Below are 23,920 nucleotides of genomic sequence, written 5' to 3' on the forward strand. Positions count from 1 at the left end.
AAACCGGCCTCAGGTCGGATATCGCGCAGCTTACTGACCGAAGACTTCGTTCCAGCGATCGATCCAGTCGGCCTTGGCAGCGTTCATCTTGGCATAGTCGATTCGGGTAAGGCTCGCGACCATATCCGGGCCATAGGTCCAGATCTTCGCCTGGTCCGGCGTCAGGCTGACCTTTGTCGAGATCGGCGCATCGACGCCTTGTTCGGCTTCGGCCTGCTGGACGTCCTTTGACAGGATGAAGTTGATGAACTGATGGGCGAGTTCGACATTTTCCGAACCCTTCGGGATGTTCACGGTGTTCAGCGTGGCGATATCGCCGTCCTTGAGCTTGGCCCACGTCATCGTCGGAACGGCCGCCTGCATCGATGCCAGGGTAAAGTCCTGGGCCAGCGCAACGCGCACTTCGCCTGTTGATATCAGGTTCACCAGCTCCGAGCCGGTGTTGTAGTTCTTGACGACATTGGGCTTCAGCGCCTCGATTTCCGAGAAGGCCTTGTCGGTGTCTTCATAGGCATCGGCGCCACCATGCTTGCCGGCTTCCAGAACGACCAGTGGGCCGGCCGTGGTGGTGATGCCGGGCAGGGAGACGGAGCTCTTCAGATCGTCGCGCCACAGGTCGCCCCAGGCGGTGATCGGTGGGTTGACCTTGGCGGAGTCATAGACGATGCCGACGCGTCCGATCGTATAGGCCGGGCCGTATTTGCCCTGAGGCGCCTTGCCCAGTTCGTAGATATCCGCAAGGTTCGGGATCTTCGACGCATCGATCTCCTGGAACAGTCCCTGTTCGATGCCGAGCTGCGAGAAACTGTCGGTGAGATAGATGACATCGACGCCCTTGCCATCGCGCAATTTCAGCTTGTTGAGCCGGTCGGCATTGTTGCCGGTTTCGAACACGATCTCGCAGCCGCAGATCTTCTTGAAGGGCGTGATGATGTTCGCATTCATCTTCTCGCCGTTATAGCCCCACCAGGAGATGGTCAGCGTCTTCGATTGCGCATGGGCCGCGGCGGTGTTGCCGACGGCGGCAAGCAGCGCAAGAGACAGGATTTGGGCAAAACGTCTGGCCTTCATGAGCAATGTCCTTCTGTGAAAAGCGGCGTTGGCAATCGGGATCATACCCCCACGATTTGAGGGATACTATTTTTTGATCGATCGGGCCGCAAGCTCAATAATTGGGCAAATACGATCTTGTGCGGAGAATTTTCTGGGACCGGACCATCAGCTAACTCCCGGTTGATGGCGTTTGGTCATCGCTCACAAAACGTGTGGTCCATCAGCGCTTTACACATCCGGGCATGGTCTCTACGGTCCGGCGGTTCCAGCTTCTCACGGGCATTCCATTCATGGCCACTTCGCACACTGTTCTTCCTGATGATCTGCTGATCAACGCGTCCGACGAGGTTCTGACGCGCCAGGATCTCGTGCTGACGGCGCTCGGACGCCGGCCCGCCGACAGGCTGTTGCGCGTGGGAAGGTTGCTCGATGTCCATTCGAGGACATGGCTTGACGATCAGGAGATCGTCATCAAGGGCCGCCGTATCGCCTATGTCGGCCCCGCCGGCAGTTACGAAGGCGAAGTGAGCGAGCGGTTCTCGGAGCCCGATCTTGCGGCCGTGCCGGGCTTCGGCGAGGCACACAAACATATCGAAAGCTCCCATCTGACGCCGGAATGGGAGGCGGCTTTGGTGATGCCGCATGGGGTGACCTGGACATGCGAGGCGAGCCACGAATTTTCCAACGTCAACGGCGCCCGCAATCTGGAATTCTGGCTGGAAGCGCGCCGGCGCGGATCGCCGATGAAAATCTTTCCCCTGCCTGGCTCCGCCGTCCCTCCGACCGCCTATGAGTGGGGTGGCGGCTGGTTCGGCTACGACGAACAGAAGGCCTTCCTTTCCGAAAGCCTGATGGTCGCCGGGCTCGACGAGGTCATGGACTGGCCGTCCATATCCGATCCTGGCAATCCCTCCTACGATCGGCTGTGGGGCATGATCGGCGCGACCTTCGAGCAGCGCGGCGTGGTCGAAGGCCACGGCGCCGGACTGCGCGACATGGCCTCGATCAATGCCTTTGCCGCGGCAGGTCTCGCCTCCGATCACGAAGGCTGGTTTCTCGATGAAATCTGGCAGAAGCTCCTCCACGGTCTTTTCATCGAGCTCAGGCCGCATTCCCTGCCGGAGGTCATCCGCGGGCTGATCGACAAGGGGCTGACGGACTGGTCGCAGATCGCCCTGGTGACCGACGACCGCAGCGCCTCGGACACGCTGAAAATCGGTGCGACCGACCACAATGTCCGCCTCGCCATTGAGAACGGCCTTGCGCCGGAGATCGCCATCCAGTGCGTCACCCTCAATCCGGCACGCCATATGCGGCTGACGCCGTGGGTCGGGTCGATCGCGCCGGGCCGTTTCGCCGATATCGTTCTTTTGGACGATGTCGCCAGCCTGTCGATCGCAAAGGTATGGGCGGACGGGCGCCCGGTATCCGAGGGACCGACATTCATAGGCGCGCGTCCTGAAATCGACTGGCCGCAATGGGCGACGCGCACCGTGAAAATAGACCGGACGGTCACGGCTGACGATTTCCGCATCGAGGCGCCGCCGAACCGGACCACGGTCAACGCAGCACTTTTGCGGCCGTTTCACTGGCACGACGATTTCATCACCATGGAATTGCCGGTGGAAGAGGGGGCCGTGCAGCGGGATCCCGCGCGCAATGTCACCAAGTTCTCGATTGTCGACCGGTTTTCCGGAGAGGCCAAGGTCTCCAGGATGTTCTGGCTCGGCACTGGACCGCGCACGCCGGAGACGGCGCTCGCCTCCACGCTCGGGCACGACAAGCACAATATCTGGACGGTCGGCTCCTCCGACGAGGCGATGGCGATATCAGTCAATGCCCTGAACGAGCAGCAGGGCGGCTGGGCGCTGGTATCCCGTGGCAAGATTCTCGCCCGCGTCCACTACGAGGTCGGCGGCCTGATGACGGCGCGTTCGGCCGAAGCACTCGATGCGGAGATGCAGGCTCTTTATGCCGCCGGCGCCGGGATCGACTGGATGTACGAGCCGACTTTTTCGCCTCGATGGTGGCCGGGATTTCCCGAACGCCTGTCGTTTGCGACACTGACCTGCTCGCCCTGGCGCTGGGTGCTGGTCGCGCCGTCGGAGCTGGCGCCGGAGGGGTTCGTGAACGTGCTCACCGGCAAAACCCATCCGATTGTCTGGTGACATCGCGGCCCGCTAAATTTCCACCTGATTGATCTTCTTACTGCAGCAAATAGAAAGCATTAACCATAGTCCAGTAGACAACGAACAGGATCAAAGGAACCTGTGTTCGATGGCTACTGAAATGACCCGCCGGCCTGCCGGCGCCAATGAAGGCAAGATTATTGCCTTTCCCGCTGGAACCGGAACTGCCAATGTCGAGCGCTGCGCTCGCGAACTCGGCCGGCGGCACGGCGCAGATGCGATAGAATTTTGGAAGGCCGAATGCCGCAGGCTTGCCGATCAGCTTCTGGCGGCCGGTATGCCGGAGAGCGATGTCGGTCAGCGGGTGCTGCAGTTTCAGCAAGATGTCCAGAGCGAACTGGTCTTCAGCCACCAAAACGGACCACTGCCCAAGTCTCAAAACCGATAGCGGCGATCTTCGGGGAGGTCTGCCGGATCTGAGTGGTCGTCCTATCCCTCTTCGTAAACCGCCTCCGGCGGCAACGCCAGCAGGCGGTCCGCCATCTCCTGCTTTAGCCAGGCGAGACGCTCCTCTTCCTGGGGTGTCCGGTCGGGCTTGCGGCCGAGCATGATGAATTCCTCGCGGACATGGCCGTCGCGTAGTTGCAGGGTGACGGTGCGGCCGCGATAGCTGAGCTCGAAGACGTAGCGGGCGAGGATATCGCCGCGCTCCGGCCGATCGAGCAAGGGGTCGACGCTGTAGCGTCCTTCCGAAAATGCGCGTGTCACCATTTCGAAGGCGTCACGCCCGCCCGGGCCGCGAAAGGCCGTGCGGATCGAGATTTCGCGGCGCTCCGGTGGTCCGTCGGCGCTGAGCATCGGAAAGGCGCGCTCCATCACCTTGAAGGCATGGGCGACACCACCGGGAAAACCATAGCCGTGATAATGCATGATGTCGGCGAAGCCATAGGCAAGCGGCTTGCCGTCTTCGAGCACTTCGATCTTCGTTTCGTTCATTCCGATTTTTCCTTGTCCAGTTCCTTGCGCATCCAGGGAAGGAAACCATCCAGGAAGCGCGTCGTCGCCGGCATGAAATGCGATCCGTGGTGGAAGCAGGGGTCGAGGCTGGTGATCACCATGCGTCCCGCCGTCGTGACCTCGTCTACATAGAGGATCGGCTTGCCTTCCTCGTTCACCGCCAGAACCTCGACGCCCTCTGGTGGAGCGAACCAGCCGTGAAGGTGCCAGGTCAGATCGTCCTGCCCGAGATGTTCGAACAGCGAATGGCCGGGTGCTGCGATCCTGACGCCGAGATCGGCGCCCTCAGTCAGCCACCACCACCAGTTTGTCGGTTGCGGCGTGAAATGGATCGCTGGCAGAAACGCTTCCCATGCCGTCTCGCCGGTCGCAACGATCGTGCCGCCCTGGTCGAGATAGGCGCGCAGCTGTGCTGCATGCGGCGCCATCCGGTCCGCCGGCGTCCGGCAGGGAATGAACAGCACCTGGTGTTCGCTGAGGTCGACCGAGAGCAGCTCCTCCGGGCGCAACAGCCTGTCGAAATGATGCCGGTAACGCGGCGCTTCCAGCGTCTCGATGTGGTAGTAGGCGCCGGGATGGATCGCGAGCACGCTCATCGGGTCAGCTCCCCCGCCAGCCAGGCGATAACACGGCCGGCCAGTTGCTTTTTGATGTCGGGATCGTCTCCGCAGCCCCAGAACTCGTTTCCGGCATGCGACAATAGTTCTCCGCCCGCCGGCCGCGCCCAGATCCAGTCGACGGGAATGGCAGCTGGTCCCAACGTATTGATCGCAACGGCGCCTGATGGCATCGGATTGTGTCCGCGGCCGTAGAAACCGGCGACGCCGCGGTTCGTTTCCAGCATGCTCTGGTCGATGCCGGTAAAAACAGGATGGTCGAATTGCCTGACCTGCACGAAGTTGGCTCTCTTCGGCTGCCGCATCGGGATATAGGCGCCGAGTTCCGGCAGGATCGGCCGAAGCATGTGGCCGCTGAAGATCCACCGGCCGCCTCGGTCGAGGAAGGACGCCACCGCCGGCGCGTATCTGAGGAAGCCGACCTGATCGAGATGGGTGGTGGTGATGAGGCCGCTTGCGGCAGCGAAATGCGCCTCGGTCAACTCCATCTCGCGCACGGTGATCAGCTTGCCCTGCGCGGTCGCCTCGGCGAAAGCCGGCGGGCTCATGCTGAAAGGGTCTTGATAATGCGACTGGATCAGAAGGATGCTCATGCGGCGCGAATTCCTGCAAAGGCGGGCAGAACCGCCTGATGCCCGTCGCCTGTCGGGCCGATAAGCTCGACCACCCGCATCGGGACACCGTAAAGCCGTTCGAGATGTTCCGGCGTGATCGTCTCCGCGACCGGACCGAACAGCGATTGACCATCCGGCATCATCAGCAGCGCATCGTCGGCTGCGGCAAGCGCATGGTTCGGATCATGCGTCGTGAAGGCGATTGCCTTGTCGCGCGGTTCACGCAGGCTTTTGAGCAGGTTCAGCAGCCGCTCCTGGTTGCGAAGGTCGAGTGCCGCCGCCGGCTCGTCGAGGACGATCGCCTCCGACCCGGTGGCGAGCGCTCGCGCCAGAAGCACGAGTTGCCGTTCGCCGCCGGACAGCCGGTCGAAGAAATGATCGGCAAAGCGGGCAGCCCCCGCCCGCTCAAGCGCGGCATGGGCAATTTCGAAATCGGAAGGTCCCGGTTGCCCGAACAGGCCGAGATGCGCTGCCCGCCCCATGACGGCGACGTCGATGGCGCGGTAGCGCTGGTTGCTGCTTCCGGTCTGCGGGACGTAGCCGACGATGGCGGGCGCCACCCGGCTGCCCGCGTCCAGCCGCTGAAAGCCGAGCATGGCTTTCAGCGTCGTCGTCTTGCCCCGTCCGTTGGGGCCGAGAATGGCGAGCGACCGCCCGACGGGAACCGAGAAACTCAGGCGGTCGAGGATGGTGCGTGCCCCGAACCTGACGACCGCATCCGTCAATCCGATCATGATCCGGTCCTTTCGCGATAGTGATGGCGCAGGAGAGCCGCAAAGATCGGCGCGCCGACAAGGGCGGTGATGACGCCGAGCGGGATTTCCGCGGCCGTCGCCGTGCGGGCGAGCGTGTCGATGCAGACCATGAATCCTGCGCCGAGCACGGCGGCTGCCGGCAGCAGCGCACGGTGATCATGGCCGACCAGCAGGCGGGCGGCGTGGGGAATGACGATGCCGATCCAGCCGATGATGCCTGAGACTGCGACCTGGCTGCCGACGATGACGGCGATGAGGCCGAAGACCAGCCATCTCTCGCGTATCGTATTGGCGCCGAGGCTGCGGGCTTCGGCTTCGTCGAGCGACAGGATGTTGAGCCGGAAGCGGAGCATCCACAGGAAGCAGCTTCCGAGGATGAGGCCGGGTGCCGCCACCAGCGTGCGTTCCCAGGTGGCCGTCGCAAAGGACCCCATCAGCCAGTAGACGATGGCGGGAAGGGACGTGTTGGGATCGGCGATGAATTGCAGCAGCGAGACGACCGCCGAGAACATCGAGCTGATGACCAGCCCCGACAGGATCACGGTGACCGTTTCCGACCGGCCGTTGAGGCGCGACAGCAGCCCCACCAGGATGACGGCCGCCATGCCGCAGAGGAACACCATGGCGATCAGCGGAAATCCCCAGATGCCGAGCATGATCGCCAGCGCGCCGCCGAAGGCGGCACCCTGCGAAATGCCCAGTATGTCTGGCGAAACCAGTGGATTTCGAAACACGCCCTGAAGGCCCGCGCCCGAGATCGCAAGCCCGGCGCCTGCAAGTGCTGCAAGCACGACGCGCGGCGCGCGCACCAGCAGTACGATGCGTTCGTCGATCCCGGCAAGCTCCCGCGAGGGGTCGCTGATCCCCTGCCAGATCAGCTCCAGTGCGCGTCCAGCCGGCACGGAGAACCGTCCGACGCAGAGGCTGACGGTGAAGGCGATCACCAGCAGCGCCAGCAGCAAGGTGAAGACCAGTGTCTGCCTGGCGAGGTGAATCCGGCGGGCAGCGGGCGCCGTCTCCTCCTGCATTATCGTCGCCATGACGTCACTTTGCCTCGAACTGCGCGTAGTCGGCGGCGGCGCCCTGTTCCTTCAGCCAAAGGATATTGTCGATATCGCTATCGGCCAGGTCGTAGTTGTAAAGGGTCTTGTAGGCCGTCTTCATTTCCGTCCGCAGATCGTATTTGAAGATCTCGGGATGGAGCAGGTTGGCCGTCCACATCCAGGACAACGGCGATTCCTGGCTCGGCGGATCCCAGCGATAGCCGCCGAGCGGCATCTTGTAGACCCGCTTGGATTTGGCGGCATTGGTCAGAGACAGGATCGGATCGTTATAGACCCAGTCGACATTCAGCTTCGCCTCGAAAGCATTGAGGAAGATGACGTCGGGGTTCCACGCTGCGATCTGTTCCTTGTTCACCGAGACCGTGCCGTTGATTTCGTCCGAGGCGTTTCTCCCGCCCGCAAGCTCGATGGACCAGGCATTGTAATTGCCCTTGGTGCCGGAGGCGCTGATATCGGAGAGCGCACGGCCGAGGTAGAGAACATTCGGCTTCTTGTCATCGGGGATAGCAGTCGTCTTGGCCTCGATATCCTTCTGGACGCGATCACGCCATTCCACCAGTTCGTCGATCCGCTCCGGCTTGCCGATCGCCTTTGCGGCCATGGTCATATAATCGCGGGTCAGCTCTTCCGTGCCATAGAGGATCAGCATCGTGGTGAGCCCGGCATTGGTGATGGGTGCGACGATATCGGCGCCGCGATCGCCCCATTGGATGACGAGATCGGGATTGGCGGCGGTGAGCGCCTCGACATTAGGCACGAAATTCGGCGCCGTCACATCAGACGGAATATCCTTCGCCTCGGGGAAGATCTTTCCGAGAATCCCTTCGACCACGGCGCTCTTTGCCGTCGGGTTCATCCCAATGAGCTTCCGGGTGCTGCCATCCAGCGCGATGACGGTGGAAGCCATTGGGATGACGATCGAGACGACACGTTCGGCAGCCTTTGCCAGCCGCACCTCGCGGTTCCCTTGATCCTTGAAGACGATCTCTTCGGCAAAAGCTGTCGGTGCAAACAGCACGGCGGCAAGTGCAGCCGCCATGCGGCGGCGCGAAGCAGTTGTGATGAAAAGCGAAAGCGGAACCATGGTGTCTCCCCGTATGACGATGAGCGCCATTCCTATTCCGCGTATTTATTCTTGTCTACAAATCTCCACTTTAATTAGCGATATGACTACCGCATCAGCCCAGCGGACCGGAGGGCATCTTCAATGACCTTCTGGATGCCGCCCCGGTCGCTGCCCGCGCCGAATGGGCCTGCGGCGTTTTCCGGTTGCGCAGCCGAGGGTTTTGCGTCGCGCCGTTTTTCAAATGAGGGGACCAGACCCCAGGACCTGGCAGTTTCGACGGTCGATGAAATTCCGACGTCAAGCATGAAGGGGCCGCTTGCGCCGTAGCCGGTGTCGACATCGAGCGGCGTGCCGTGATCCATCCCGGCAATCGTATACAGCTCGATTACATCGACACCGTGAGCATCGGTCCAGACCTTTCGCTGGTGTCGTCCGATATCTGCGACGCGCCCCGGCGATGCGTCGACGCCGTGGATATTTCTCCATTGCTCCACGATCGCATTTGCATTGGATGGCACGACGGTTCTGTCTGCGCTCCCCTGCCAGAGCGATAATGTCGGCCATGGGCCTTTGTGCCCTGAAGCGTTTCTCAATCGCAGTTCAAGCTCCTTGGCAGTTGGGCTGCCGTGACCGCGCATTCGGTCGAATGCCTCGGGAATGGTCCCGGCACTTGCATATGGCAGGCCCGCGATGATCGCGCCGCCCGCAAAAATCTCGGGATAGGTGGCGAGCATGGCTGCGGCCATGGCGCCGCCGGCCGAAAGCCCGGTCACGAACACGCGCCTGCCGTCGATACCGTGTTCCGCAACGACCTTTGCGATCATCTGGCGAATGGAAAATACCTCGCCGTGATCGCGGCTTATGTCCTCCGGGTTAAACCAATTGAAGCAGAGGTTTGGATTGTTTGCCCGCCGTTGCTCGGGAAACAGCAGCGCGAAGCCGTAGTCCTCGGCCAATCGCGACCACCCGGACCCGCTATCATACCCGGCGGCAGTCTGGGTGCAGCCGTGCAGGACGACGACCAGGGCTAGGTTTTTCCCCCGCTTCGACGGCAAATAGGTGTAGCCCCCCAAGGCGCCGGGGTTTGAGCCAAACGCATCCAAGGCGACCAGGTCGGGGTTGTTCTGCGTGGGTTGGGCGCGAAGGGTTCCTCGCAGCGCAGCAAGGCGTGCGAGCGTGTCCGACATAGATCTCATGAAAGTCTCCGCCAATCAGCAGCCGGGATGGCGGTGATGCTGAACTAAACGCGTCAATCTACGAAAAGGTTGCTGCGGTGCACAATGTTTTTCGTACCATCGAGCTTCTCAATACACTCTGCCCGTGTGCTCATTTCAGCAGTCAGCGGGCCATGAACATTTTGATCCTGAATGTAGGCGAAAGATCCCAAGACCTGCGGAAAAGCTGCGAACGTCTTCGCCATGACTTCTGATTACAAATCAGCCGGAACAGGGTGCCTGACCGGCGCCCTTGATCGATCTCCACTGGGAACGGGACGGTCGACGCCACGTCGCTCGCGCCGCCGCTGCCCCGGCGCCACGCCGGTCGCAGCTTTAAAAGCGCGGCTGAGGGCGATGTCGGTGCCATAGCCGGTCTGCGCGGCCGCCGCTGAGATTGAGTGGCCGGCGGCGAGAATGAGTTTCGCACGATAAATGCGCCAAGTCGTGATGTAGGTCAGCGGCGGCACTCCGACGACCGACTTGAACAGCACTGCAAAGGTGGAGCGCGACATCCCCACATCGCGGGCGAGCTGCTCCAGCGTCCACGGGTGCGCCAGATCGGCATGAATCCGGTGCAGCGTTTGCGCCAACTGGCGATGGGTCAGTCCGGCGAGCCAGCCCTCGGGCATATTCCCCTCCGAACTGGCCCAGCTTCGGATCGCTTGGATGAACAGCACGTCGAGCAGCCTGCCGACGACATAGGAGCCGCCAAGCGACGCCTGCGCCTCCTCTTTTCCGATCTGTTCGAGGATCGAGACCATCCGCCCTGCGTCGGACTTCGCCATGGCGACATGAACAACATCGGGCAACAGCGCCGATAAGGGCTCGCCCGCAGCGTGGTCGAACGTAAACAGGGTCGAGAAGAACTCGCACGCTTCGCCGTCTCCACCGAAGGACACCGTCTCGCCCGTCACATGGTCGGCAATCTGCCAGCAGGGCACTGCGACCCGGTCCGGAGCGTCGCCCAATATGCCCATGACCCCCTGCTTGATGATGAGGCAGTCGCCTTCCTCGACAACGACCGGGGGGTGGCCGACTTGGGTGAACCAGCCCCGGCCCTTAGCGATGACGATCAGCCGCGCCTGACCGCCGCTATCGAACGACATCGCCCATGGTGCATGAGCACGCATGCGGACGAAGAGCGAGCTTTGGAGCTGCATGGCGCTGAGGACGGAATCGAAGGGGTCCATGGGAATCTCGGACGATAGGTTATAAAATGCATACTCCACGTAATAGATGATCCCGTCAATCTCCACCATATCACTTACACAATCTGGAGGTTGCGCATGAAGATCTATCGTTTGCAGAAAATCGGCTCCGTCAACGGCCTGGAGTTACGCGAAGAGCCCACGCCAAGTCCCGGTCCGGGCGAAGTCCTCGTTAACATCAAGGCGACCTCGCTCAATTTCCGCGACCTCACGATCATCAACGGCTGGTCGCCCTTTCCGCTCGAAGAAGGGCGGGTGCAGCTGTCCGACGCCGCCGGGATCGTCGAGGCGGTCGGCTCGGGGGTCGTCCGTTTCGCGGTCGGCGACCGGGTGGCGAACAATTTCATGCCGGGCTGGCATGCGGGACCATTTCGTGAATTTGTGCCCCAATATGGCACCCAGATTGATGGCTGGATGGCCGAATATCGCACCGTCGACCAGAACGAGCTGGTCGCCATTCCCGATTCGATCAGCTTCGACGATGCCGCGACTCTGCCATGCGCCGCCGTCACCGGGTGGAATGCGGTCGCCGGCGTCGGTCCGCAGCACCGCGTGCTGACGCAGGGAACCGGAGGTGTGTCGTTGTTCGCGCTGCAGTTCGCCAAGGCGCGCGGCGCGGAAGTGATCGCGACGACCTCGTCGAACGAGAAGGCGGAGCGTCTGCGCGCACTCGGCGCCGACCATGTGATCAACTACGCCGAGAATCCCGATTGGGGCGAGCTAGCCAAGGCGCTCACCGGCGGGCGTGGCGTCGACCGCGTGGTCGAGGTTGGCGGCCCCGGCACATTCGCCCAGTCGTTGAAAGCGGTGGCACTTAGCGGCCAGGTGTCGATGGTGGGAGTGCTGTCGCAGGGGGAGATGCCCGGCTACCTCGACATGTTCCTCACCTTCGCGCGGTTCCAGACGATCGCCACCGGCAATCGTCTGGATCTGGAAGACGTGATCGCCGCCGTCGCGCAGAATGGCATCCGCCCGGTGATCGACAGCCGCTTCACGCTCGCCGACGGCAAAGCCGCATTCGAGCATTTCGGCAAACGCAACGTGTTCGGCAAGGTCGTCATCACCAATGAGGGCTGAGAGATCTGCATCCCAGGGCGGTATATATCGCCCAGAAAGCAATCTAACCGCGCAGTTCCGACGCGCTTTATCCCACCTTCTCATTACATGGAGCATACGAAATGGCAAAACTGACTGACAAGGTCGCCGTGATCACCGGCGGCGGGAGCGGCATCGGCCTGGCGTCAGCCAAGCTCTTCGCCCAGGAAGGCGCAACGGTCGTCATCGTCGGGCGCAATAAGGATGCGCTCGACAAAGCCGCCGCCGAAATCGGCGGCAGCGCGGCGGCGATCGTCGCGGATGTCGCGGACCTGGACGCGCTGGACGCGCTCTATGCGGAGGTCGGCAAGCGTTTCGGCAGGATCGACGTGATCTTTGCCAACGCGGGCGTCAACAATCTCGCGCCGTTCGAGGCGGTAACGGTTGAGGATTTCGACACCCAGTTCAACGCCAATGTTCGCGGTCTCTTCTTCACCGTGCAGAAGGCGCTGCCGCTGCTCAGCGATGGGGCATCGGTGATTCTCAACGCCTCTGTGGCGCATGGCAAGGGTACCCCGATGCACTCGGTCTATGCGGCGACCAAGGCGGCCGTACGGTCCTTTGCACGCAGTTGGACGACCGACCTCAAACATCGGAAGATTCGCGTCAACTCGCTCAGCCCCGGGCTGGTCGAGACTCCGATCTTCGGCAAGCTGGGCGTCCCGGCCGAGGCCATCAAGGAAGGGCTACCCGCGATGCTTGCCCAGATGCCGATGGGCCGGGTCGGCAGGCCGGAAGAGGCGGCCACCGTCGCGCTGTTCCTGGCAAGCGCAGACAGTTCGTTCGTGACCGGCATCGACCTTCCCGTCGATGGTGGAATGGGACAGGTATAAGCTCTAGGCGGCTGGAAAAGGTGAGAACAGGGTGCGTTGTCGGCGATTCCGCCGTTAAGCCTCCTGGCCTGCTGCAAGGTTTCCTAGGACCGGAGCCCACACGGCTGCAACACAATCAGCGTGAGATAAAACCCGCGTTTCCGCGGGTTTTATGATTACAACGGGCATTCCCGGGCGCGGACGGCGGCGACGAGTCAGTCAATTCAATTTGACCGATGGCTCCCGGCCCCAGACACGCAGTTTGCCAAGCGCCTTGATAAAAGCCGTGACATCCTTCGCCGCTCCGAGCGCAATCACGCCCTCATCCAGTGAATCGGCAATTCCGGCCTTCTGCATGAGCGGTAGCGCTGTTTCCACATAGCCGATGAACTTGCAGTGCACGAAGGCATCTGCCACGAAATCGCGGGCCGTAGCCTCCTTCAGCAGATCGCCGGTTCCCTCGGCTGAGGGGAGGAGGGCGACGGCGTCGTAAAGCACCGAAGGTCCGCCGTCGATCATCTGATGCGCCTCGATCCAGTTGTCGTCCGAGAGCGTCACGCCGCCGATCTTTGGCGCGATCACTTTGAATGTTGCCTTCTGCTCGGTGATCTCGGCAAGCAGCGCCTTGAAGATAGCGGCATCGGTGCCATCGCTGACAAGAATGCCGAGCTTGCGTCCTTCGAACCGCTTCGGACCGCGCTCTATGATGCTGAGCGCCGGCGACGGCTCGAGATCCTGCCTCGTCGGCATGGCTGCATCGGCAGGCTTCGGCATCGATTTGAAGCCGAGGGCGTGGCCGACCTTGCTGGCCAGCGTCTCGTCGATGTTCAAGAGATGCGAGACCATACGCTCACGAACGACCGGCGTTTCGACCTTGCTCAGTTCGAAGATCAGCGCCGCGGCGATATGGCGTTGTTCCGGCGGAGTCTGGCTAATGTAGAACTGCCGGGCCTGGCTGTAATGATCGGCAAAGCTTTCCGGCCGCAGCCGAACCTTGGGACCCTGTTCTTCGGCCTGGAAGTGGCGATAGCCCTGAACCGGCGATTCCCGCGGCCCCTGATTCCAGGAATTCGGCTGGTAATTGACGCGCCCAACAGGATTGCGCATCGCCATATGGCCATCCTGCTGAAAATTATGGAAGGGACACTTCGGCGCGTTGATCGGCAGATGGGTGAAATTCGGACCGCCCAGACGTTTCAACTGCGTATCGAGATAGGAGAAGTTTCGTCCCTGCAGCAGCGGATCATTGCTGAAGTCGATGCCGGGGGGAACGTTCTGCGTCATGAACGCGACCTGCTCGGTCTCCGCAAAGAAATTCTCGGGCATTCGGTCGAGCACGAGACGGCCGATCGGTTTGACCGGAAGGATCTCCTCGGGAATGAGCTTCGTCGGATCGAGGATGTCGAAGTCGAACGTGTCGGCGAAGTCCTGATCGAAAAGCTGTACACAGAGCTCCCATTCCGGGAAGGCTCCCGACTGGATCGACTGCCAGAGGTCGCGTCGATGGAAATCCGGATCGGCCCCATTGATCTTGACTGCCTCGTTCCAGGCGACGGACTGCAGGCCGAGTTTCGGTTTCCAGTGAAATTTGACGAAGGTCGATTCGTCAGCCGCGTTGACGAAGCGGAAGGTGTGAACGCCAAAACCCTCCATGAAACGGAACGAGCGCGGAATGGCGCGGTCCGACATCACCCACATGATCATGTGCATGCTTTCGGGCGTCAGCGTAATGAAGTCCCAGAAATTGTCATGCGCCGACTGCGCCTGCGGGAATCCCTTGTCGGGCTCCGGCTTTACGGAATGGATGACGTCGGGAAATTTGATCGCGTCCTGAATGAAGAAAACCGGGATATTATTGCCGACCAGGTCCCAATTCCCCTGCTGGGTGTAAATCTTCACGGCGAAACCGCGCACGTCGCGCGCCAGATCGAAGGAACCCTTGCTGCCGGCAACGGTCGAAAACCGGACGAAAGCCGGCGTCTTTTCGCCGGGCCGCTGGAAAAGATCGGCCCGGCTATAGGCGGCCAGGGATTCATATGTTTCGAAGTAGCCATGGGCGCCGTAACCGCGCGCATGCACGACCCGCTCGGGAATGCGCTCGTGGTCGAAATGAAAGATCTTCTCGCGGAAATGGAAGTCATCGATGAGCGCGGGGCCGCGGGCGCCAACGCGAAGCGTATTCTGATCGTCGGAAACCGGACCGCCTTGCGCTGTGGTCAGAACCGGCATCCCGTCTTCGGCAAACTGATGAAGCTCGCCGCCTGCACCCCGGTGCAGTTTCTGATCGTGGATCGTTGCGTTGTCCGAGGGCGAGGTTTGGGAGGTCTTTTTGGCCATCTACATTCTCCGGAAAGGGATTTACCTAACCGAAGCTCGCCAACGGCCACATGTTCCGCCCGATGCGAAATAAACCGCCACTGAGAAAAAGGCCTGGGGGCGGACGATGATCCAACCACAGCAGAGCCGGGGATGGCTCCACATAAATGGGGCGCGGGGCCTTTCGACCCCGCGCCCCGGTTTCCGTTGATCCTGAGCCTCGGGCCTTAGATCCGGGGCGTGACGAGGAGGTCTTCCTCTTCGTCGCGTTGCGACCCGCCAAACGCTGCTGCGGCGGCAGCGATGAAAGCCCCGATCAGAAGTGACAACGCGCCGAGCAATGCCGTGGTGGAGGCAGCCTTGCGTGCCTCATCGGCGGCTTTCTGGGCGGCGACCTTGGCGTCGTCGATGCGCTTCAGCACAGTGTCGACGCGGGTGCGCGCATCGGCCTCGGAAAGACCGGTGCGAGCAGAGACGATGGTGGCAAGATAGGCCTTGTCGTCATCCGGGATCTGGCCCGCGGCCGCACCGTTGAGGAGGATGCGGGAGACTTCTGCTGTTGCTGCGGTATCATCGGATGTTGCTCCAGCACGGGCCTGTTCAGGACGCAGCAAAGCGTCGGTAAAATAGGCGGTGGGCAGATCCGCGGTCGATGCCGCCGAGGACGCCGCCGTACCTGCGGCGGTGGCCGCCGAACCCACGGCTTGTGCGCCTGCACCGGCAAGCGAGGTCAGCGACGAGGCTAGAAAGCCGGCAACGAAGATCGTCGCCAGCGCCCAGCTGATGAAGCCATGCGCGGTGTCACGGAAGAACACTTCGTCCGTATGGACAGCTGCCCACTTCGTGCGCAGCCGGCCGGTGATATAGCCACCGAGCCCTGAGGAGAGCCATTGGACGACAACGAGCCAGATCGCCGCCGTGACCCCGACCGTGCCGAGCGAACTGCTTTGCCCCGACCAAGGCGACACCATCGTCAACCCAACCCCGGATCCAAGCAGCAAAAGAATGAGGGTCACTCCGATGGCAGCAGCGGCGCCTCCGAAGATAGGCCCCCATGTCATGGCGGATTTGGAGGATTCGACCGGAGTAGCAATCTCTCCGGAACCTGTCATTGAAACCGACATGATCTGTCCCTATCGCACAAACAGAGCAAGAAGGATGATGATCGGCAGTGGAACACCAAGCAGCCAAAGCAGAATACCGCGACCCATGAAAGACCTCCTGTCAGAGACTGACGTTACGTGGTTGATGCCACTCAACTTTGAACCACGGTCTTTGTTCCCGGCCGGCTTGGTCATCGACGATCTTCATGCGGAGCTGATCGAGATCGATAAGAATCTTGCGCGTTCGGAGCTGACGTCCGGCGAAGAGAGCGCCATATCTTGAGGAACAAGGTGATCTTGGCAGGAGAGAGCAGAAGCTCTCATCACTCGGTCATAGCCTAAACTGGAGAGGAATCGATGAAGAGATTTCGGGCATTTGTAGCAGCCGGAGTAATCAGTCTTGCCGCCATGACCTCGGCATGCTCGACGCCGCCGAATTCATATGGCTCGGCATCGGGATATCAGCCGGGAGATTCGATGAACCCGGCCTGCGCCGATGGCTTCCGACCCGGTGACGGCCGTTCGTGCAGCTATTAGAGGTGGTCGCCTTGCCCGTACAATGAACGGGATCGTCCGGAGCGTCAGGCGGGCGGTCATTTCCGTTTGATGACAGCCCCGACGGCGGCGCCGATCGCGGCGTCATCGAACAGCGTCGGCCCGACTGCGGCGCCTATTCCGATTCCTATCGCCATACCCAAAGCCATGGCCGTGATTTATCCCGGTGCTGTGGCGATAGTATGTGTTTCGCTGCGCCCGGCGGAGCGTCGGCGGTCCTATTGACTGCCGATCCACTTCATTACGGTTTTTTCCGGAGGTCACCTGGTAAAGCATCAATGAGTTGATGCACTTTTCCGGTGGCGAATACGATGTCCTCGCGCGGCAGATGGACTGTTATCTCAATCTCTTCCCACCTGCCGCCATGGTCTTTTGCGAACCTGACGGCGGCTTCCAAAGACGTGAATTGCACGGCCGGTGCGTTGGCGGTCCAAAACTGCACGCTGCAGTCCGCCGCACTGTAATCTAAAAATGCTTTTTCAGGATCTAGCGCCATGGCGTTTGCTGTACACCGCCGGCAGTTTTTTGGCCAGCGGTTGCCTATCCATCGTAACAGCGCATGATGAGGCTGCCGGCTTGACGGCGATGTGCGCGCGGATGGCGGTATATTCCATAGCTTAGGAGGCCGTTGATGAAGATTGGAATGATAGGCGCCGGGCTGATCCCGTTTTCTATTTACAGTCTGCGTTCAAAACGCGGTGGGCCAAGGGCAGCGCCGACGGTCTTCTCTCGCTCCCAACCCGTGATATAACGGCACCATGACAAAGCGAGCGCTTTCTCATCTCCGACACATACGCGTGCGCCATCAGGGCGCACCGATTTCGTTCGGAGATGGACATGCATCACAAAAGAAAGCGTCCTCGCAAGGCGTCGTGCGGGCTGTGCAAGCCTCATAAGACCGAGGGCAACTGCCCACGGCACAAGGACATGCGGCTTGGCAATCTACGTCGCTACCTGTCCGGGTCTGACCAGCTGCGCTGCCAAGAGATTACCACAGAACGGTCTTGGCTAAAAAGAAAGGGTCGGGCGAATGCTCGCGCCGACCCGTCTTTGATTGCATCAGCACGGTGCCAGTACATCCGTGGTCACCAGCAAAAGCCATCTGATAGATTGAATTTATGCGCCTCGTGAATTTTCGCAAGGATTAGCGGGGTGCTGAATTAGGGCTAGGTGAGGGAGGCGCAATAGCCACGGTACGACGAGAAGTACGACACGCGCTCTGAGGGCGCTAGTTGCGTGGCTGATCCGTCCAGTCGATCATCGGGGCGCCCGCAAAACCTGAGTATCACAGCGGATTCAAGATTCAGAAGAAATTAACAAGAAAATTTATTGACCCCCAAATTCGACTAAATCGCTTTCAAAAGCGGGAGGGAAAGTGGGGAAGTAAGCCCCTGCAGTCGGAGTTATCAACGAAACAGGCGCTTAACTTGAAAAATGGCTCCCCGGGCCGGATTCGAACCGGCGACCTGTCGATTAACAGTCGAATGCTCTACCGCTGAGCTACCAGGGATCACTGCTTGGCGCGGTGTGAGTGGGCTAATACAAACGCTTTCCCGATTTGCCAAGCGGTTTTTTCAAAAAAATGAAATGAACTTGTATTTGGGATGCCTGCGCCCATCTCTGGGGAATGACAAATGTGAACGATCGTCAGGAGACGAGAGGCGGCGAGAAGCGCAAGGCTCGGGCGGTGCGCTTCGGCATCGATCATGCAAGCGGCAGGCTTATGCTCGGCTCTTTCAGCATCGGCATGCCACGCTCGCGCATCGCGCGGATGGCGCTTGGCATGGCCCTCATTTTCTGCGGCGTGTTGGGTTTCCTGCCCATCCTCGGCTTCTGGATGCTGCCGCTCGGCTTCCTCGTGCTCTCGCACGATCTGCCGTTCGCGCGCCGGCTTCGGCGACGGCTGGCGGTCTGGTGGCACAGGCGGCGAAAACCGGGTGGCTGATCGGCAAGGAGGGCGTGGAACTGTGGGTGGCTTTTCGCATTCGTGGTTTATGCAATGTAAAACGCAAAATCGCGTCACAATGGTCCAGGTGAGGAAATGAAGGTATCTTTTGTTGTCGTCCTGTCGGCAGCGGCGCTTCTCTCAGGCGTTTCCGCCGAGGCCCAAGTAGACAGCGGCGGTTTTGACGCTCGCGGCATCTGTCGCCGTCCTGAAGGCTGCGTGGTCGACCACGGTCAAGGCGGCAGCTACAACGGGCCACGTAACTATCGCAATTTCAACGGCCGGAATGAGCGCGATGGGAGGAACGACCGCGAGCGGGATAATCGGCGCTACCGTTCTCAGAACAGGAGCGAGAATTTCGACGCCGGAACCAGCCGCCTTGTCGCAGGCCTTGAGATTGGGCTGCAAATTCGCGTCTAGTTGGATCTGAGTTCGCTTTCCTCGAAAGTTCCGCCGTGGTCCGGATCGAGGCCGGTCGTCATCAGCAGGCTGCAGGCGGCAAGGAGAAGGACGAGCTTCACTGCGTAGGACGCCACGGAGGCCGGTTGTCGAGGGCCCGGTGATACGCGAGACGGCGCTATATAGTACTGGTAATAGAAGTAAGGATCGTCCGTTTCCAGCAGGTTCTGGTGGACGTGCGGCGGAATATCCGCATGTTTCACCGGCGGAGAACCAGGGAATTTTACATGCAGATCCCGGGTTTCGGCGTCGTATGCTGCACGCACGCGCTTCGATTTGAGGGCAGCCCAATCCATCTCAAGCTCCTATACCCTCCCGCGGGTAATTGAGTCCCGGACGGTGATCGAAGTCAAGTCAAGAATTTGTTTCAAATGCCATCATTGGCAGGAAATGGGGCATCGTCACGGCCGCGGAAATTCCAGCCCGCGCCCGCTCCGTTTCGGGATGGAAAAATGGTCGTTTCGGCAGCTGCCGAATAGCGTTTTTCCGAAATGCCCTCTTGCGATTTCCTTACGATCATTCTAAACGCTCGCCACGGCTCAGATAACGAGCGCGTGAGGCCTCGTGGCGGAGTGGTGACGCAGAGGACTGCAAATCCTTGTACCCCGGTTCAATTCCGGGCGAGGCCTCCAACATCTTTTCACCACAGCGATAAACTATTGCAAAAGCCTCGATAATTTTCGAGGTGTGGCCGCTTGGACTTGAATCGTTCCGCCACGCCAAAGGCAGGGTGTGGCAATGTGTTCCCGGTTTATCCGTTCGCCACGGCGCTTTCGTCGGTCAGCGCAAGCAGTTTGGTACCGACGCCATCCCAGTTGATTCCCGCGACAAGTCTGTCGTGCCAGGCGCGCGCGATCGGCATTTTCGTATAAATTCTTGAGGTCTTTCCATCGCCCCAGCCGAGCATCGCCTCGAGCATGCTGCCGGTCGCTTCGTTACAAGCGACCAACAGCATGCTCGAGGTCGCTTCGTTACAAGCGACGTCGGTCGCGAGGCTCTGCCGAACAGAATTGGCGGTGAGATGGTCGAGGCCGGCAAGCGAAGCTTGAACATGTCCCTGCGACGGTGCTGCGGGCCGAGCTGCGAGACATCAGGCACTCGGAAGCCGGTGAATATCAAAATAGCGACACACAGAGTGGCCTTAGAGCGCGATCATGGTGTTCGATGATCTGAGAGCCAGCTCCTTGGGCGTCGCCGTCGCGTGGCCGTCTGTAAGGACGGCGAAAGGTTCGACGAGGCGGGCTGCGCGGCATGATGGACAGGGTCAAGCGAAAGACGACGGCGGTTCCCTATGACGGCAGGCGGAGGGACGTCGTCTGATTACAGCTGACGCTGATCGCCGAGATCGAATACAGGGCATGGACGGATGACGGCAAGCTCCGCCAGTTCAGGGGGCTTCGCGAGCTGCAGGACAATGCGGCGATTTATGAGATCGACTAGCGTTCAACGCGGGTGACGAATGCCAGAAGACGCGATAGGACGCTAAGCTTGTACGGGATTCCTATTGTTTCTTTGCCGAGCTTTGTGAGCCGCCAACCCGTGACGTAACTCCACCCGCCACCAGGACTATGAATGGTGACGAGGCCAAGATCGCATGCGCGATTTACAACAGTTTTGTCGTAGTCTTCCCATTCCCCGTCAGTCATGAGACAGCAGAGATCGACTTCCTTCGCAGTCATATACAGAAGCTGAATAACATCCTCGTCCAGTGACGCTATGGCAGCCGCAGAGGACATGCCTGCGTGATTAATTATGTTCATCAATTCTCCCCCACCCAAGTAATTAGCTACAGCCCACGCGAGTAATTTGCGCAAGCACTATTTCTGGACTTTTGTGACATTGGTTACCAAGTGCGCGGTTGTTCAACAGGTGTTTGAGTTTCAGAGATGATGTGCATCGGTGGGGACGATGCTGCCTTCGGAACCGGCATCTCTGCGAGCTTTGCATTCACTTGAGGTGTGGTAGGGTGTGGCAGCCGCCGTTGATTTCCAATGAGAAATATTTTGGCGGAGGTGTGGCGATAATCTCGGTGACCATTTGACTCCGCCCGCTTGCGTCCTTCCCGGGCGAGGCCTCGAACATCTTCCGCATGACATAATCTATGTGAAACGCTGCTGGCTCAGCGGTGCGGCATTGGCGTTTGCGATGCTACCAGACCCGCTGGCCGGGCGAAAAATCGAACTGTAACGGATTGATCCCCGTGAGGCGGTAGAGCGCCTTCAGGCCGCCTTTCCGGATTTGCGCCTGATATTGCAGATCGCTCAATTCGGGGCCGTTATCGATTTCGGGGCCGGCGCCGAGAAGCCGCCGCATGCCTTGCGGCGAAATGCGGGTGAAGCTGCGAATGTCACCGCTGCTGTATTTGATCAGCAGCAGGCGGGCATCGGCATTGTAGTGAAGCGCTTCTATGCCGCGCGATTGGATCATGAAGGTTTGCATGCGCACACCCATAGCGCAAGGCGAGGGCGCCGCAACAAAATGGTTGACGTAACGTTAATGCGCGTGCGGCTGTCGGGGCTGGATTTCAACGGAAACGAACGTATGTCAGGCCTGCGCCGGGCATCATTGCCGCAGACGCCATGCAGGGGTATCTCCGAGCGAGTTTCGTCGCCCTATCGCTTCCAAGTCGTTTCGCCGTCCAACAGCCCGCAGCAGAATATGCCGATGAGCGCTGCGACGATGAAGAAATCGAACAGCGTGAAATACTCGAAAATCGCAGACATGGCCTGCTCCTCCTATTTCCTCCGCTGCAGATCATAACATGAAGGGCTAAAAGATTCCACGCTGGAGTTGCAGCGTCCATCCCGCCCCTGTGGCGCGGAGGAGGCGCCTACCGGATTCTTTTCGCCGGCGCCTGCCAAGCCTTGAAAGCATCCGTGGCGGGGATTAAGAGACGAGGGACAGGAACCGCTTTTCAAGAGCGAGAGGACATGATGGATTTCGAAGCAGCGCGCGTAAAGATGGTCGATACCCAGGTTCGCACGACGGACGTTACCTCGCATTCCGTGCTGACGGCGTTTCTCACGGTGCCGCGTGAGGCTTTCGTTCCGGAGAAGGCGAAGCTGCTGGCTTACATCGACAACGATGTCGAGATCTCCGCAGCCGCATCGGGAAAGCCGGCCCGCTTCCTGATGGAAGCGTCGCCCCTCGCCAAGCTGTTGCAGCTGGCCGCGATCACCAAGGACGACTTCGTGCTCGAGGTTGGATGCGGCACGGGTTACACTTCGGCGCTGTTGTCGATCGTTGCCGGCTCCGTCATCGCGCTCGAATGCGACGAGACGCTGGCCACTGAAGCGAAGGCGCAACTTGCCGGCTACGCCAAGGTCGAGGTCGTGGCCGGCCCGCTCGAAAACGGCTACGCTGCCGGCGCTCCCTATGATCTGATCTTCATCAACGGCGCGGTCGAAGAGGTTCCGGCCGCCCTTCTCGGTCAATTGCGCGATGGTGGCCGTCTGATCACCGTCGAAGGTTACGGCAATGCCGCTCGCGCCAAGGTCTTCGTCGCCGAGCGCGGCGCCATTTCGGAAAACGTCTTCTTCAACGCCTCGGTCAAGCCGCTGCCGGGCTTCGCCAAGGCGCGCGAATTCGTTTTCTGACATCGTTCTTGTCTATGACGTTCAGCGACGGGCGCCATGGGCGCCCGTTTTTTTCAGCGCCGCTGGAAAGCCTTCACAAACACCGCCTATCCTGACGCCGCCACGGCGGATCGGACGGATGTTATGCGCTTCAAATACTGTTTCATGAAATGTCGCCGCCGCAAAATCGCGATAGGCTTTGCGGGTGGCAAACATCAGGTAACAAAACTGTGCATGGCCGCATTCATTTGATTCGCGATGATTTTTTTCACGCCTGGGGTATTCTAAGGTCGTGGTGATTCGGATGAATGCTCCACACCATCCGGTCGTTGTTTTGGGATAACGGGGATAGAAATGGCTCAGCCAAGCGTAGCGCGTGAACCGTCCATGGAAGAAATTCTGGCCTCCATCCGCCAGATCATCGAAAGCAATGAGCCCGGCGCCGGCAAGGCGATTTCCGCGTCCCTGCCGCCGGTCTACGGCGCCGACGAGGATGACAACGGCTCCGAAATTCATCTGACGGTCGACGATACCTATGCCGGCGTGGAATTCCCCGAACCGGTCATGCGCTCCTCCGATCCGCGTTTCGTCGCCGCCAATTCGGCCGGCACCGCCCCCGAAGCAGAAGTGCCGGCCCGTGCTATGTCGCTGGCCGATGTCGCCGCCCGCGTGCGCGCCGCCTCCGAGCGCAGCGCCGTGCAGGCCGGTCAAGCTTTGCGCGAAATTCCGAGCGGCTTCCGTCAGCCCGAACCGCAGCCTTCCGTGATGCCGGAACCGCCGCGCACCGCGGCACCGCAACCGCAGCCGGCACAGCCTGTTTTCCCGAATGCCGCAGCGCCCGTTCAGCATGTTGCGATCCAGCAGCCGGCCGAGCCGGTGTTTACGGAAACGCAAAGGGTCGCCGTCGCCGAGCCTGCGCCTGCCGTCGAAACAACGCTGCCGGCCATGGAACCCGCTCAGTCTTCGACCGACCGTTTCCTGCCAAGCGTCATGGACGAGGCCCAGCCGACGCTGCTTTCGGAGGATGCCGGCCTGCAGATCAGCCGCTCCTTCGAAGAGCTCGCCGCCGCGATCGACGGTGCCGAGCGCCGCTCGCTGGACGAGATCGCAGAGGACATGCTGCGCCCGATGCTGCGCGAATGGCTTGATGATAATCTGCCGACACTGGTCGAGCGGTTGGTGCGCGAAGAAATTGAGCGCGTGGCGCGCGGCCCGCGCCGCTGATCGGATTGCTTTTTCTTGAAAAGCCGCTCCGGTCTCCGGGGCGGCTTTTTTATTGACTTGGTCGTGACCATCCTATTTACAAACGGCCATCCTCGA

27 protein-coding genes, 2 tRNA genes and 1 pseudogene are annotated in these 23,920 nt (G+C 60.6%); 12 read left to right on the top strand and 18 right to left on the bottom strand.

Features of this window, described 5'->3' with window-relative positions:
- Window positions 1-30 precede the first annotated feature (30 nt).
- Window positions 31-1,071 (bottom strand): ABC transporter substrate-binding protein, encoded by a 1,041-nt coding sequence (locus AC25BC_RS08170; protein WP_012757206.1) that lies wholly within the window; start codon window positions 1,069-1,071, stop codon window positions 31-33.
- A 224-nt stretch (window positions 1,072-1,295) separates the two neighbouring features.
- Between AC25BC_RS08170 and AC25BC_RS08175 the strand changes: the two genes are divergently transcribed.
- Window positions 1,296-3,221, top strand: coding sequence for an adenine deaminase (locus tag AC25BC_RS08175; RefSeq protein WP_012757207.1), 1,926 nt, complete (start codon window positions 1,296-1,298; stop codon window positions 3,219-3,221).
- Between the two features lie 109 nt (window positions 3,222-3,330).
- Window positions 3,331-3,630: a DUF6074 family protein gene (locus AC25BC_RS08180; protein ID WP_003538909.1), complete on the top strand. Its 300-nt coding sequence runs from the start codon at window positions 3,331-3,333 to the stop codon at window positions 3,628-3,630.
- Window positions 3,631-3,671: 41 nt separating this feature from the next.
- Here the strand turns inward: AC25BC_RS08180 and AC25BC_RS08185 are convergent, their stop codons facing one another.
- From AC25BC_RS08185 to AC25BC_RS08220, 8 genes are all read right to left on the bottom strand, one after another.
- Window positions 3,672-4,178 carry a hypothetical protein gene (locus tag AC25BC_RS08185; RefSeq protein ID WP_012757208.1) on the bottom strand — a complete coding sequence of 169 codons (507 nt, stop codon included), beginning with the start codon at window positions 4,176-4,178 and terminating at the stop codon, window positions 3,672-3,674.
- Entirely contained in the window at window positions 4,175-4,795 is a 621-nt protein-coding gene (locus AC25BC_RS08190; protein ID WP_128439353.1) for a hypothetical protein, read from the bottom strand. The genes AC25BC_RS08185 and AC25BC_RS08190 overlap by 4 nt, the downstream gene beginning before the upstream one ends.
- On the bottom strand, window positions 4,792-5,409 hold the full coding sequence (locus tag AC25BC_RS08195; RefSeq protein ID WP_012757210.1) for a hypothetical protein: 618 nt from the start codon (window positions 5,407-5,409) through the stop codon (window positions 4,792-4,794). Before AC25BC_RS08195 ends, AC25BC_RS08190 begins: the two co-directional genes overlap by 4 nt.
- The gene (locus AC25BC_RS08200) at window positions 5,406-6,164 is read right to left on the bottom strand and encodes an ABC transporter ATP-binding protein (RefSeq protein ID WP_012757211.1); all 759 of its coding nucleotides are present in this window, start codon (window positions 6,162-6,164) and stop codon (window positions 5,406-5,408) included. The genes AC25BC_RS08195 and AC25BC_RS08200 overlap by 4 nt, the downstream gene beginning before the upstream one ends.
- Complete coding sequence (locus AC25BC_RS08205) at window positions 6,161-7,225, bottom strand: FecCD family ABC transporter permease (RefSeq protein WP_012757212.1); 1,065 nt, start codon at window positions 7,223-7,225, stop codon at window positions 6,161-6,163. The genes AC25BC_RS08200 and AC25BC_RS08205 overlap by 4 nt, the downstream gene beginning before the upstream one ends.
- A 4-nt stretch (window positions 7,226-7,229) precedes the next feature.
- Window positions 7,230-8,363 carry an ABC transporter substrate-binding protein gene (locus tag AC25BC_RS08210; protein WP_041935514.1) on the bottom strand — a complete coding sequence of 378 codons (1,134 nt, stop codon included), beginning with the start codon at window positions 8,361-8,363 and terminating at the stop codon, window positions 7,230-7,232.
- Window positions 8,364-8,419: 56 nt separating this feature from the next.
- On the bottom strand, window positions 8,420-9,511 hold the full coding sequence (locus AC25BC_RS08215) for an extracellular catalytic domain type 1 short-chain-length polyhydroxyalkanoate depolymerase (protein WP_012757214.1): 1,092 nt from the start codon (window positions 9,509-9,511) through the stop codon (window positions 8,420-8,422).
- A 233-nt stretch (window positions 9,512-9,744) separates the two neighbouring features.
- Window positions 9,745-10,791 (bottom strand): AraC family transcriptional regulator, encoded by a 1,047-nt coding sequence (locus AC25BC_RS08220; RefSeq protein WP_128439354.1) that lies wholly within the window; start codon window positions 10,789-10,791, stop codon window positions 9,745-9,747.
- A gap of 27 nt (window positions 10,792-10,818) precedes the next feature.
- Between AC25BC_RS08220 and AC25BC_RS08225 the strand changes: the two genes are divergently transcribed.
- A complete protein-coding gene (locus AC25BC_RS08225; protein WP_012757216.1) occupies window positions 10,819-11,817 on the top strand; it encodes a zinc-dependent alcohol dehydrogenase family protein in 999 nt (332 codons plus the stop codon).
- A 101-nt stretch (window positions 11,818-11,918) separates the two neighbouring features.
- Entirely contained in the window at window positions 11,919-12,668 is a 750-nt protein-coding gene (locus AC25BC_RS08230; RefSeq protein ID WP_012757217.1) for an SDR family oxidoreductase, read from the top strand.
- A 198-nt stretch (window positions 12,669-12,866) separates the two neighbouring features.
- Here the strand turns inward: AC25BC_RS08230 and katE are convergent, their stop codons facing one another.
- Window positions 12,867-14,984 (bottom strand): catalase, encoded by a 2,118-nt coding sequence (gene katE / locus AC25BC_RS08235; protein WP_012757218.1) that lies wholly within the window; start codon window positions 14,982-14,984, stop codon window positions 12,867-12,869.
- A gap of 206 nt (window positions 14,985-15,190) precedes the next feature.
- Complete coding sequence (locus AC25BC_RS08240; protein ID WP_012757219.1) at window positions 15,191-16,087, bottom strand: hypothetical protein; 897 nt, start codon at window positions 16,085-16,087, stop codon at window positions 15,191-15,193.
- Window positions 16,088-16,172: 85 nt separating this feature from the next.
- Between AC25BC_RS08240 and AC25BC_RS08245 the strand changes: the two genes are divergently transcribed.
- Together AC25BC_RS08245 and AC25BC_RS08250 are read left to right on the top strand one after the other, a co-directional pair.
- A complete protein-coding gene (locus tag AC25BC_RS08245; RefSeq protein WP_012757220.1) occupies window positions 16,173-16,349 on the top strand; it encodes a hypothetical protein in 177 nt (58 codons plus the stop codon).
- Window positions 16,350-16,423: 74 nt separating this feature from the next.
- Complete coding sequence (locus AC25BC_RS08250) at window positions 16,424-16,603, top strand: hypothetical protein (RefSeq protein ID WP_080518543.1); 180 nt, start codon at window positions 16,424-16,426, stop codon at window positions 16,601-16,603.
- A 259-nt stretch (window positions 16,604-16,862) separates the two neighbouring features.
- Here AC25BC_RS08250 and AC25BC_RS08255 read toward each other — a convergent pair whose 3' ends face one another.
- Window positions 16,863-17,117: a hypothetical protein gene (locus tag AC25BC_RS08255; protein WP_017993759.1), complete on the bottom strand. Its 255-nt coding sequence runs from the start codon at window positions 17,115-17,117 to the stop codon at window positions 16,863-16,865.
- A gap of 939 nt (window positions 17,118-18,056) precedes the next feature.
- Window positions 18,057-18,131 (bottom strand) — tRNA-Asn (locus AC25BC_RS08260).
- A gap of 117 nt (window positions 18,132-18,248) precedes the next feature.
- On the opposite strand from AC25BC_RS08260, the gene AC25BC_RS08265 reads away from it, so the two are divergent.
- Together AC25BC_RS08265 and AC25BC_RS08270 are read left to right on the top strand one after the other, a co-directional pair.
- Window positions 18,249-18,566: a membrane protein gene (locus AC25BC_RS08265; RefSeq protein ID WP_041935515.1), complete on the top strand. Its 318-nt coding sequence runs from the start codon at window positions 18,249-18,251 to the stop codon at window positions 18,564-18,566.
- Window positions 18,567-18,662: 96 nt separating this feature from the next.
- Window positions 18,663-18,986 carry a hypothetical protein gene (locus AC25BC_RS08270; RefSeq protein ID WP_012757222.1) on the top strand — a complete coding sequence of 108 codons (324 nt, stop codon included), beginning with the start codon at window positions 18,663-18,665 and terminating at the stop codon, window positions 18,984-18,986.
- Here the strand turns inward: AC25BC_RS08270 and AC25BC_RS08275 are convergent.
- Complete coding sequence (locus AC25BC_RS08275; RefSeq protein ID WP_003538940.1) at window positions 18,983-19,321, bottom strand: KTSC domain-containing protein; 339 nt, start codon at window positions 19,319-19,321, stop codon at window positions 18,983-18,985. The genes AC25BC_RS08270 and AC25BC_RS08275 overlap by 4 nt on opposite strands.
- A 262-nt stretch (window positions 19,322-19,583) precedes the next feature.
- On the opposite strand from AC25BC_RS08275, the gene AC25BC_RS08280 reads away from it, so the two are divergent.
- A tRNA-Cys gene (locus AC25BC_RS08280) sits at window positions 19,584-19,657 on the top strand.
- 119 nt (window positions 19,658-19,776) lie between these two features.
- Here the strand turns inward: AC25BC_RS08280 and AC25BC_RS08285 are convergent.
- On the bottom strand, window positions 19,777-19,980 hold the full coding sequence (locus AC25BC_RS08285; protein WP_012757223.1) for a hypothetical protein: 204 nt from the start codon (window positions 19,978-19,980) through the stop codon (window positions 19,777-19,779).
- Between the two features lie 287 nt (window positions 19,981-20,267).
- Here AC25BC_RS08285 and AC25BC_RS08290 point away from each other — a divergent pair.
- A pseudogene (locus AC25BC_RS08290) lies at window positions 20,268-20,465 on the top strand (non-homologous end-joining DNA ligase); the annotation flags it as partial.
- Here AC25BC_RS08290 and AC25BC_RS08295 read toward each other — a convergent pair.
- Window positions 20,462-20,785, bottom strand: a complete 324-nt coding sequence (locus tag AC25BC_RS08295; RefSeq protein WP_128439355.1) for a hypothetical protein — start codon at window positions 20,783-20,785, stop codon at window positions 20,462-20,464. The pseudogene AC25BC_RS08290 and the gene AC25BC_RS08295 sit on opposite strands and share 4 nt — an antisense overlap.
- Before the next feature lie 388 nt (window positions 20,786-21,173).
- A complete protein-coding gene (locus AC25BC_RS08300; protein ID WP_012757225.1) occupies window positions 21,174-21,476 on the bottom strand; it encodes a hypothetical protein in 303 nt (100 codons plus the stop codon).
- Between the two features lie 479 nt (window positions 21,477-21,955).
- On the opposite strand from AC25BC_RS08300, the gene AC25BC_RS08305 reads away from it, so the two are divergent.
- Window positions 21,956-22,621, top strand: a complete 666-nt coding sequence (locus AC25BC_RS08305; RefSeq protein ID WP_171815684.1) for a protein-L-isoaspartate O-methyltransferase family protein — start codon at window positions 21,956-21,958, stop codon at window positions 22,619-22,621.
- A gap of 21 nt (window positions 22,622-22,642) precedes the next feature.
- Here the strand turns inward: AC25BC_RS08305 and AC25BC_RS08310 are convergent, their stop codons facing one another.
- Window positions 22,643-22,816, bottom strand: a complete 174-nt coding sequence (locus tag AC25BC_RS08310; protein WP_164902756.1) for a hypothetical protein — start codon at window positions 22,814-22,816, stop codon at window positions 22,643-22,645.
- A gap of 138 nt (window positions 22,817-22,954) precedes the next feature.
- Between AC25BC_RS08310 and AC25BC_RS08315 the strand changes: the two genes are divergently transcribed.
- A complete protein-coding gene (locus AC25BC_RS08315; protein WP_012757227.1) occupies window positions 22,955-23,824 on the top strand; it encodes a DUF2497 domain-containing protein in 870 nt (289 codons plus the stop codon).
- Window positions 23,825-23,920 lie beyond the last annotated feature (96 nt).

The sequence above is a fragment of the Rhizobium sp. WSM409 genome (assembly GCF_057653825.1).